The sequence below is a fragment of the Arthrobacter sp. B0316-1-20 genome (assembly GCF_059091865.1).
In genome coordinates, this window is the sequence record NZ_JBNHHC010000087.1 from 1 (window position 1) to 9614 (window position 9614).

Sequence of the window (9614 nt, forward strand, 5' to 3'; positions counted from 1 at the left end):
GAACATCGCATTGGGCAGAGCCTCCTGCACAGTGCCTTCAATCTCAATGACACCGTCTTTCTTAGCCATATCCTCCGCTAACGTCAGTAACCATCGCCGGAGCGGTGGCTAGTTTTAGGGTTTCGCTTGCCGCTACACTCCCACTGAGCCGTACGTTCCGGCAGGCTTTCGCGGGCGCCATGCACCCGAAGATGGGCATGAAAGTAGAGACAACCAACAGACAACTGTACTCCGGAAGCCGGATAAAGTTAAATCCGGGTAACGCCTGGGGCCCGCGCGCGACAGACTTCAGCCGAGGTGCGGATACTTCTCCAGTACGACGCCGGCCGCGTCCACCCGTTCGGCACTCACCACGGCGTCCCAAATGGCCGCGGTGACCGCTTCCGCGGCCAGCACGTGCAGTTCCGCCCGGGGATCAATGGGCCCGTCCTGCACCAACTGCTGCGCCTCGGTGGCCAGGACGAAGATCACGTCCCCGTCCATCAGGGTGTGCGACGGGCTAACGGCCCGGGCCAGGCCGGCGTGCGCGGCCGACGCCGTCCGCTTCGCCTGCGCCGGATCCAACACGGCGTTGGTGGCGACCACGCACAGGGTGGTGTTCAGCGGCCCGGCTCCCGGTGAGCCGCTTCCTCCCGGTGCTCCTGGTGTTCCGGACGGTGCTTCTGTTTTCGCCGCGAGCGAGGCTCCCCTGGTCCCATGGAACGGATGGCCGGCGGCATTGGCCACCGCGAGCGCGCCGACCACGATTCCCTCGTTCGTGCCGCCCATGCGCAGCGAGGCGGTCCCCACTCCCCCCTTGTACTGCTGGAAGCCCATCGCCGCCCCGGTGCCGGCGCCCGCATTGCCCCGCTGCACCGTACCAAAGTCCTCCATCGCACCGGCGGAGGCAGCGGCGTCGTACCCCATCTGCTCATCAGGCCGCGCCTTGATGTCCCCGCCGCGGCCCAGGTCGTAGATGGCAGCGGCCGGAACAATCGGCACCACCGCATTCTGGGTGCGGAAGCCGCGCCCCTGCTCCTCCAGCCAGCGCTGCGCGCCGTGCGCGGCCACCAGCCCGAAGGCGCTGCCCCCGGCGAGCACAACGGCATCCACGGTGGGCACCAGCGTGGTGGGATCGAGCGCGTCGGTCTCGTGCGTGGCCGGCCCGCCCCCGCGGACATCCACTGCGCCGACCGTCCCGGCCGGCGGCAGCACCACGGTGACGCCGGTGAGCCAGCCGTGGCCGATCTTTTGGATTTGGCCCACGCGGATGCCGGGCACGTCGGTAATGGAAGAAGCCATGGCCTCATCCTCGCCCTGAGGATGGGGATGGGCAAGGATGAGGTGCAGCGGTTAAGCACGCTCGGCACGTCTCCCCCTGCCCACCGGTCCGCTGCGCGTTCCGAAACTGTCGTACCCGGCTAATAGCCTGTTCTTAGTAGTTCAGCAGCATCGTTGGCCATCGGGACGGGGGTCCCGGCGGCGTCCGTGGACCTTGTTCCATGACCTCTCGTAGTCGTTGCCGTGCCGCAGGCACGCCGAAGATTGAGACGCCGACATGTTTGATCCGGCCGGACCAGAGCCACCAGCAGCACCCGAAGCAGCCGAGGCACGCGAAGCAGCGCATCCAGCGCGGGGAGCGCGGCCTGCGCACGCCGAACACGGTGGGCCGGTCCGGACGCCCAGGATCAACGCCTTCGCCGACGCCCTGGCCCGGGTCGACCTGCTCGGTTCCGAACAGGACCTGGTGGACCGGATCACCGCGCTGGAAAACGCCAAGGACGCGGCGGCCGCCGCCCAAGCCAAACTGCAGGTAGCCCTGGATGAGGCCACGCGGGCCCGGCGCGCCGCCGCCGGGGTCCCGAAGAACCGGCAGGGCCAGGGCATCGCGAAGCAGATCGGGCTGGCGCGGCGGGAATCCCCGCACCGCGCCGCGCTTATGCTCGGCGTCGCGAAGATCCTGGTCACCGAAATGCCGCACACCCTCAACGCCCTGGCCACCGGGCACCTGAACGAGTGGCGCGCAGCTGCCCTGGTCCGCGAAACCGCGTGTCTGACCAAGGAGGACCGGGCCGCGGTGGACCAGGAACTGGCCGGCAACCCGGCCCGCCTTCACGGGCTGGGCAACCGGCAACTCGAAGCCGAAGCCAAACGGATCGCCTACCGTCTGGACCCCCGCGCCGTCGTGCACCGCGCCGCGAAAGCCGAAGCCGACCGGCACGTCTCCGCCCGCCCCCAACCCGACACAATGGTGGCCGTCCGGACACTGCTGCCCGTCGTCCAGGGCGTGGCCCTGATGGCCGCGCTGCACCGCGAAGCCGACCGGTTGCGCAACAACGGCGATGTCAGGACTCGCGGCCAGGCCATGGCCGATACCATGTTCGAACGCGTCACCGGTGCCTCCACCGCCGACCCGGCCCGCACCGAAATACAGCTCGTCATGACGGACCGCGCCCTGCTCCAAGGCGACAGCGAACCGGCCTGGCTCACAGGCTACGGCGTCGTCCCGGCTCAGTACGCCCGAGACCTCATCCGCCTCCCGCAAAACCCGCCCGTACCAACCGGCACCGCCAGGGCCGGCATCGGCCACGCAGCGGGCTTGGCCGGCAAGAGGCCACCCGCCCAAAGCGCACCGGCAGGAACGCTGACCGGCCATGAGCCGCCGGGCCAAGCGCCCGGGCAGAATGCGCCGCCGGCAGGCACCGAACCTGGTTGGAAGACCGCACGGCAGACCGCCCGACGCAGCAAAGAGCTGAAACCCGGCGGCGTTGCGGACGTCTGGATCCGCCGCCTCTACACCGCCCCCGGCACCGGGCAACTGCTCGGTATGGATTCGAAAGCCCGCAGGTTCCCGGCCGGACTACGCCGGATGGTCATCGCCCGCGACCAGGTCTGCTCCGGCCCCTGGTGCGACGCCCCGATCCGGCACATCGACCACATCGTCGCCTGGTCCGACGGCGGGAAAACCACCATCACCAACGGACAGGGCCTGTGCGAACGCTGTAACCAGGACAAAGAAGCCGAAAGCTGGTCCAGCCGGACAGTCGGGGGGCCCCTGCACCAGGTCGAGACCACCACCCCCACCGGGCACACCTACACCAACACCGCGCCGCCACCGCCGGGCACCCCGCCGCCTGGAACCAAAGCGGCGTAAGCGGCCAGCCCGTTGCCGTCGGGGAAGGCCCTCAGACTCTTCTCGAATCCGGCGATTAGCAGCTAGCCGGCCCCGATGGCCACCAGGCTCTGCTGCCCGACGTCGAGGCACGCCCCGATGAGTAGGACCACCACATAGGCACTGACCGGGACTAGCAGCGCCCACTCGCGTGCCGAACCGGCATTGCCCAGCAGCGGCAGGGCGAAGTAGCCGTTCCGCCGCCAGATGGCGTTGAGCAGCGGGATCCTGCGCCACACCTTCGGTGGCTTGATCCGCAGCGGCCACAGCAAATTCACTCCCCCGGTGGTCAGCATGTCGCCGAGCACATGCATGACGACGCCGATGCCCATGGCCAGCGGGAACCAGTTGTGCTGTTCCGGGGCGTACAGGGCGATGAAGACCGCCACAGACAGGCCGACGGCCCACGGAATTTTCTGCAGCCCGTCGGGCAGGAACTTCAGGGCCTTGGCGGCAAAGGCGACCAGCAACACGCACAGAATACCGGCGCCCGGGTAGACCGTGCCGAACCGCTCGGTCTCGGCAGTCCAGAGCCCGGCGACCCACGCGATTGCGACGAACGCCGCCAGGCCGATCAGCGAGTGGGTGCCCCTGCGGTGCCCGCCGGCCACAGCGCCAATACCGGCACAGACCGCATTGGAGAGCGGCGGCAACGAGCGGGCGATGGTGGCGTGGCGGTGATCGGCATCCGGGACGAGTGCGGCGCCGGCGGTCACCATGGCACCGGTGATCAGGCCGAGCGGACCCACGTCCAGCAGCCCCCAGCCCAGGGTGAGGCTCTGCCCGCCCCAGCCCATCGGCGTCGTCAGGGCATCCAGCGGTATGTGGACCTGGCTGGTGACCGCGATCCAGGCGGCGGCGCCGGAGAGGGCGTGGTGGGCTCCCATCATGATGGGCAAGGTCCTTTCGGGAGTGCGGCGTCCGGGCGCGGCCTATCGACTGACGGGCCAGGGTTGGGTGGTGCGGTGTCCGGGCGCAGCCAGTCGGCTGGCCGCGGCGAGCCGGGATCAGGGTGCGGAGCCAGTCGGCTGGCCGCAGGGCCCGGGATCGTGGCTGCGGGCTGCGGATTAACCTCGAAAGGCCGGGCCGGCTGGACGATAAATCCAGCGGGACCCGGCCTTTCGATGACGTCAGGCCAAGGGTGTGTCAGCGGGCGTTTAGTCCAGCGGCACGGGCGTAACCCCCAGCGGAGCCAGCCTGGCCGCTCCCCCGTCTTCGGCGGTCAAAACCCAGATGCCGCCGTCGTGCACTGCCACGGTGTGCTCCCACTGGCAGGACCGCGAGCCGTCCGTGGTCACGACGGTCCAGTCGTCGTCCAGCACCTTGGTCTCGATGTCCCCGCGCACCAGCATGGGTTCGATGGCCAGGCAGAGCCCGGGACGGATCTTCGGGCCGCGGTGGTTCGTCCGGTAGTTCAGCACGTCCGGGGCCTGATGCATGGCGGTGCCGATGCCGTGGCCCACGTAGTCCTCCAGGATGCCCAACGGTTTGCCCGGCACCGAGGAGACGTAGTCGTCGATGGCGTTGCCGATGTCGCCCACGCGGTGGCCGGTGGCGAGGGCGGCAATGCCGTGCCACATGGCCTCCTCCGTGACGTCCGACAGCCGCTGGTCTTCCGGATCGGCGGTGCCCACGATCACGCCGCGGGCGGAGTCGCCGTGCCAGCCGTCAATGCTGCAGCCCCCGTCGATCGAGATAATGTCCCCGTCGCCGAGCACCTTGCCGCCCGGGATTCCATGGACCACTTCCTCGTTGACGGACACGCAGACCGTTGCGGGGAAGCCGTGGTAGCCCTTGAAATTGCTCTTGGCCCCGGCCTCGTCCAGCACTGCTTCGAAGGCCGCGTCCACATCCGCGGTCGTTGCGCCGGGGACGGCTGCGGCAACCGCAGCGTCCAGGGCGCGGCTGACCACCAGGCCGGCGGTCCGCATTTTCCGGATCTGGTCCTTGGTCTTGTATTCGATGCTGGGCTGGCCGAAGGCCATGGGCTGCCTCTTCTAACTGTCTGGCGGGTGTCAGGCCGTGACGGACTTGAGCGCGGACATGATGCGCTCGGTGACCTCGTCGATATCGCCGATGCCGTCAACGGTCGCGACGATCCCGCGGTCAGCGTAACGGCTCACCACGGCCTCCGTCTGCTCGTGGTACAGGGCCAGCCGGCGCCGGATCACCGTTTCGTTGTCGTCACTGCGGCCTTCCTGCGCGGCGCGGCCGAGCAGGCGCTTGACCAGCTCCTCGTCGTCGGCGGTCAGCTGCAGCACGATGTCCAGCTGCGAACCGGCCTCGGCCAGGATGCTGTCCAACTCGTCGACCTGGCCGCCGGTGCGGGGGTAGCCGTCCAGCAGGAAGCCGTCCGCGGCGTCGGGCTGCTTCAACCGGTCGCGCACCATGTTGTTCGTGACGCTGTCCGGCACGAACTCGCCCTTGTCGATGTACTTCTTGGCCTCGACGCCGAGCGGCGTCTCTTCCTTCACGTTGGCGCGGAAGATGTCTCCGGTGGAGATCGCGACGATGCCCAGCCGGTCGGAGATGCGGGAGGCCTGGGTGCCTTTGCCCGATCCGGGCGGGCCGATAATGAGCATTTGTGTCATCGCAGAAGTCCTTCGTAGTGACGTTGCTGTAGTTGAGCGTTGATTTGTTTGACGGTCTCCAGGCCCACACCAACCATGATGAGGATGGAGACGCCGCCGAACGGGAAGTTCTGGTTGGCGTTGATCAGTACCAGGGCGATCAGCGGGATGAGCGAGACGATGCCCAGGTAGAGCGCGCCGGGCAGCGTGATCCTGGCCAGCACGTACTGCAGGTACTCGGCCGTGGGGCGGCCGGCCCGGATGCCCGGGATGAAGCCGCCGTACTTCTTCATGTTCTCCGCCACTTCCTCGGGGTTGAACGTGATCGCCACGTAGAAGTAGGTGAAGAAGACGATCAGCGCGAAGTAGACCGCCATGTAGAAGGGCGAGTCCCCGCTGACCAGGTAGGTGTTGATCCAGTTGACCCACTCCGGCGGTGCGGTGGTGCCGTCGGCCGGCGTGTTGAACTGGGCGATCAGGGACGGCAGGTACAGCATCGACGACGCGAAGATTACCGGGATGACACCGGCCATGTTCACCTTGATCGGGATGTAGGTGCTGGTGCCGCCGACCGTGCGGCGTCCCACCATGCGCTTGGCGTACTGCACGGGGATGCGGCGCTGCGACTGTTCCACGAAGACCACCGCGGCTACGGTCAGCAGGCCGACGATCAGCACACCCAGGAACACGTTCACGCCCTGGGTGTTCCAGATCTCGCCGAGCGAGCTCGGGAAACCGGCGGCGATGGAGATGAAGATCAGCAGGGACATGCCGTTGCCGACGCCCTTTTCGGTGATCAGCTCGCCCATCCACATGATCAGGCCGGTGCCTGCGGTCAGGGTCAGGATGATCAGGGAGATCGTGACCAGGTTGTCCTCGGGGATGATCGGGACCGGGCAGTCCCCCAGGAGGGCGCCGGTCCGCGCCAGCGACACCAGCGTCGTGGCGTTGAGCAGGCCCAGCGCGATGGTCAGGTAACGGGTGTACTGCGTGAGCTTGGACTGGCCCTGTGGGCCTTCCTGATGCAGTTCCTGGAACCGGGGGATGACGACGCGCAGCAACTGCACGATGATGCTGGCGGTGATGTACGGCATGATGCCGAGGGCGAAGATGGACACCTGCAGCAGCGCACCGCCGCTGAAGAGGTTGACGAACTGGTACAGCCCGCCGCTGGTGTTGCCCAGCGCCAGACACTGCTGCACGTTGCCGTAGTCCACGCCGGGGGCGGGGATGAAGACGCCCATGCGGTAGACCGTCATGATGCCGAGCGTGAACAGCAACTTGCGCCGCAGGTCCGGCGTCCGGAATGCCCGGCCAATTGCGCTAAGCAAGCGTCCTCCCAAGAAGTTTCTGATGCCGCTGCGCGGCAAGTCACAAGATCCGAGTCTATCGGCTCGGCCCGTTCGCATTAAACGGGTTAAGAATACGTGGTGTGCCTTAAAGCGGCTGAACTCGTGGCGGCCGGCAGAAACCGGCCACCACGAGTTCAGTCAGAGGCTGCTAAAAGACCCCACCAGTCACGGGCTGCTAGAGCGCCGTCACGGTGCCGCCGGCGGCGGCGATCTTTTCAGCGGCACTGGCGGAGAAGGCGTCAACCTTCACATCGACCTTGACGGTGATGTCGCCGGTGCCCAGGACCTTCACGGGCTGGTTCTTGCGAACCGCACCCTTGGCCACCAGGGCGTCCACGGTCACTTCGCCGCCCTCGGGGAACAGCTCGTTGAGCTTGTCCAGGTTTACGACCTGGAATTCCACCTTGAACGGGTTCTTGAAGCCGCGCAGCTTCGGCAGGCGCATGTGCAGCGGCAGCTGGCCGCCGGCAAAGCCAGCCTTGACCTGGTAACGGGCCTTCGTACCCTTGGTACCGCGACCGGCGGTCTTGCCCTTGGAGCCTTCACCACGACCGACACGGGTCTTGGCGGTCTTGGCACCGGGGGCAGGACGCAGGTGGTGGACCTTCAGAGTTTTGTTCTCTTCTGCCATCTTTACTTCGCCTCCTCAACCTTCACCAGGTGAGAAACAGTGTTGACCATGCCGACGGTCACTGCATCGGCGCTGCGGACAACGGTGTGTCCGATGCGCTTCAGGCCCAGTGAACGCAGCGTGTCGCGCTGGTTCTGCTTGCCGCCAATGACGGACTTGATCTGCGTGATTTCCAACTGCGCATCCGACGGAGTCAGATTCTTGGGTGTGGTCATTACGCACCTGCCTTCTGCATGTTGCGCAGCAGGATAGCCGGAGCAACCTCGTCCAGGGGCAGGCCACGGCGGGCAGCCACGGAGCGGGGCTCCTCCAGGCGACGCAGCGCATCGACTGTAGCGTGCACAATGTTGATCGCGTTGGCCGAGCCGAGCGACTTGGAGAGCACGTCGTGGATACCGGCGCACTCGAGCACGGCGCGGACCGGGCCACCGGCGATCACACCGGTACCGGCAGCAGCCGGACGCAGCATGACAACGCCTGCAGCGGCTTCGCCCTGCACCTGGTGCGGAACGGTGCCGGCGATGATCGGCACGCGGAAGAAGGACTTCTTGGCCTCTTCCACGCCCTTGGCGATCGCTGCCGGAACTTCCTTGGCCTTGCCGTAGCCCACGCCGACCATGCCGTTGCCGTCGCCGACAACTACCAGGGCCGTGAAGCTAAAGCGGCGGCCGCCCTTGACGACCTTGGACACGCGGTTGATGGTGACGACGCGCTCGAGGAACTTGTCCTTCTCGGCGTCGCGGGCGTTGTCGCGGCCACGGCCGCGGCCGCCACGGTCGTTGCCACCACGGTCGCTGCCACCGCGTTCGCCACGACGGCCGCCGCGGCGGTCCTCCTGGCCGGAAGCAGCGGTGGTTTCAGCGGATCCCGCGGCAGCGGTCTCAGTTGCTTCAGTCACCTGAGTTTCCTTTTCGTTGTTCTCAGCGGTCACAGTGCCAGCCCACCTTCACGTGCGCCGTCGGCAACCGCTGCGATACGGCCGTGGTACCGGTTGCCGCCGCGGTCAAAGACCACGGCCTCAACACCGGCAGCCTTGGCACGCTCGGCAACGAGCTCACCGACGCGCTTTGCCTTGGCGGACTTGTCGCCGTCGAGCGCCCGCAGGTCGGCTTCCATGGTGGAAGCGGAAGCCACGGTGATGCCCTTGCTGTCATCGACAACCTGGACAAAGATGTGGCGTGCGGAGCGGTTGACCACCAGGCGCGGACGGACCGCGGTACCGGTGATGCGCTTGCGGACGCGCAGGTGGCGGCGGCCGCGTGCTGCGGACTTGGACTTCGAGGTCCGCTTCTTATTAATGCTGATCGCCATGGTTTACTTACCAGCCTTTCCGACCTTGCGGCGGATTTGCTCGCCGGCGTAGCGAACACCCTTGCCCTTGTAGGGGTCGGGCTTGCGCAGCTTGCGGATGTTGGCAGCAACTTCGCCGACCTGCTGCTTGTTGATACCGGAAACGGAGAGCTTGGTGGCGCCCTCCACGGCGAAGGTGATTCCCTCGGGTGCGTTGACGACCACCGGGTGGCTGAAGCCGAGGGCGAACTCGAGGTTCGAGCCCTTGGCCTGCACGCGGTAACCGGTGCCGACGATCTCGAGGTTCTTCTTGTAGCCTTCGGTGACGCCGACGATCATGTTGTTGATCAGCGTGCGGGTCAGGCCGTGCAGGGACCGGGATTCGCGCTCGTCGTTCGGGCGGGAGACGGTGATGGTGTTCTCGTCCAGGGAGGCCGTGATGGGCGAAGCCAGAGTGTGGCTCAGCTCGCCCTTGGCGCCCTTGACGGAGACGACGTTGCCGTCGATCTTGACCTCAACGCCTGCGGGAACGGTGATGGGGAGACGTCCAATACGTGACATTTAATCTCTTCCTTTCCGTTACCAGACGTAAGCGAGGACTTCGCCGCCCACGCCCTTCT

At 66.9% G+C, this 9614-nt stretch carries 11 protein-coding genes and 1 pseudogene; 1 reads left to right on the forward strand and 11 read right to left on the reverse strand.

What is annotated here, in order from left to right; all coding sequences use genetic code 11:
• Together AC5RW2_RS38685 and AC5RW2_RS38690 are read right to left on the reverse strand one after the other, a co-directional pair.
• Positions 1 to 69, reverse strand: a pseudogene (locus tag AC5RW2_RS38685) (translation initiation factor IF-1); the annotation flags it as partial.
• 219 nt (positions 70 to 288) lie between these two features.
• Positions 289 to 1281, reverse strand: a complete 993-nt coding sequence (locus AC5RW2_RS38690; protein ID WP_494075174.1) for a P1 family peptidase — start codon at positions 1279 to 1281, stop codon at positions 289 to 291.
• A 256-nt stretch (positions 1282 to 1537) separates the two neighbouring features.
• On the opposite strand from AC5RW2_RS38690, the gene AC5RW2_RS38695 reads away from it, so the two are divergent.
• A complete protein-coding gene (locus AC5RW2_RS38695; RefSeq protein WP_494075175.1) occupies positions 1538 to 3133 on the forward strand; it encodes an HNH endonuclease in 1596 nt (531 codons plus the stop codon).
• 62 nt (positions 3134 to 3195) lie between these two features.
• On the opposite strand, the gene AC5RW2_RS38700 is transcribed toward AC5RW2_RS38695, so the two are convergent.
• The 9 genes from AC5RW2_RS38700 to rplF all read right to left on the reverse strand — a co-directional run bounded on the left by AC5RW2_RS38700 (position 3196) and on the right by rplF (position 9555).
• The gene (locus AC5RW2_RS38700) at positions 3196 to 4041 is read right to left on the reverse strand and encodes a metal-dependent hydrolase (protein ID WP_494075176.1); all 846 of its coding nucleotides are present in this window, start codon (positions 4039 to 4041) and stop codon (positions 3196 to 3198) included.
• A 267-nt stretch (positions 4042 to 4308) separates the two neighbouring features.
• A complete protein-coding gene (map, locus tag AC5RW2_RS38705; RefSeq protein WP_494000473.1) occupies positions 4309 to 5136 on the reverse strand; it encodes a type I methionyl aminopeptidase in 828 nt (275 codons plus the stop codon).
• Between the two features lie 30 nt (positions 5137 to 5166).
• Entirely contained in the window at positions 5167 to 5742 is a 576-nt protein-coding gene (locus tag AC5RW2_RS38710) for an adenylate kinase (protein WP_494000474.1), read from the reverse strand.
• On the reverse strand, positions 5739 to 7052 hold the full coding sequence (secY, locus tag AC5RW2_RS38715) for a preprotein translocase subunit SecY (protein WP_493979207.1): 1314 nt from the start codon (positions 7050 to 7052) through the stop codon (positions 5739 to 5741). Before secY ends, AC5RW2_RS38710 begins: the two co-directional genes overlap by 4 nt.
• 196 nt (positions 7053 to 7248) lie before the next feature.
• A complete protein-coding gene (gene rplO / locus AC5RW2_RS38720; RefSeq protein WP_493979208.1) occupies positions 7249 to 7704 on the reverse strand; it encodes a 50S ribosomal protein L15 in 456 nt (151 codons plus the stop codon).
• Positions 7705 to 7706: 2 nt separating this feature from the next.
• Entirely contained in the window at positions 7707 to 7919 is a 213-nt protein-coding gene (rpmD, locus tag AC5RW2_RS38725; protein ID WP_127511076.1) for a 50S ribosomal protein L30, read from the reverse strand.
• Positions 7919 to 8635, reverse strand: a complete 717-nt coding sequence (rpsE, locus tag AC5RW2_RS38730) for a 30S ribosomal protein S5 (protein ID WP_493989347.1) — start codon at positions 8633 to 8635, stop codon at positions 7919 to 7921. Before rpsE ends, rpmD begins: the two co-directional genes overlap by 1 nt.
• A complete protein-coding gene (rplR, locus tag AC5RW2_RS38735; protein WP_127511074.1) occupies positions 8632 to 9015 on the reverse strand; it encodes a 50S ribosomal protein L18 in 384 nt (127 codons plus the stop codon). Before rplR ends, rpsE begins: the two co-directional genes overlap by 4 nt.
• Before the next feature lie 3 nt (positions 9016 to 9018).
• Positions 9019 to 9555 (reverse strand): 50S ribosomal protein L6, encoded by a 537-nt coding sequence (gene rplF, locus AC5RW2_RS38740; RefSeq protein WP_494075177.1) that lies wholly within the window; start codon positions 9553 to 9555, stop codon positions 9019 to 9021.
• Positions 9556 to 9614: the final 59 nt, after the last annotated feature.

Excerpts from the sequence above, each read along its gene's own strand:
- AC5RW2_RS38700 (WP_494075176.1), bottom strand. The coding sequence starts at position 4,041 with ATGATGGGAGCCCACCACGCCCTCTCCGGCGCCGCCGCCTGGATCGCG.
- rplF (WP_494075177.1), bottom strand. The coding sequence starts at position 9,555 with ATGTCACGTATTGGACGTCTCCCCATCACCGTTCCCGCAGGCGTTGAG.
- rpmD (WP_127511076.1), bottom strand. The coding sequence starts at position 7,919 with ATGACCACACCCAAGAATCTGACTCCGTCGGATGCGCAGTTGGAAATC.
- AC5RW2_RS38710 (WP_494000474.1), bottom strand. The coding sequence starts at position 5,742 with ATGACACAAATGCTCATTATCGGCCCGCCCGGATCGGGCAAAGGCACC.
- AC5RW2_RS38695 (WP_494075175.1), top strand. The coding sequence starts at position 1,538 with ATGTTTGATCCGGCCGGACCAGAGCCACCAGCAGCACCCGAAGCAGCC.
- rplO (WP_493979208.1), bottom strand. The coding sequence starts at position 7,704 with ATGGCAGAAGAGAACAAAACTCTGAAGGTCCACCACCTGCGTCCTGCC.
- rplR (WP_127511074.1), bottom strand. The coding sequence starts at position 9,015 with ATGGCGATCAGCATTAATAAGAAGCGGACCTCGAAGTCCAAGTCCGCA.
- map (WP_494000473.1), bottom strand. The coding sequence starts at position 5,136 with ATGGCCTTCGGCCAGCCCAGCATCGAATACAAGACCAAGGACCAGATC.
- AC5RW2_RS38690 (WP_494075174.1), bottom strand. The coding sequence starts at position 1,281 with ATGGCTTCTTCCATTACCGACGTGCCCGGCATCCGCGTGGGCCAAATC.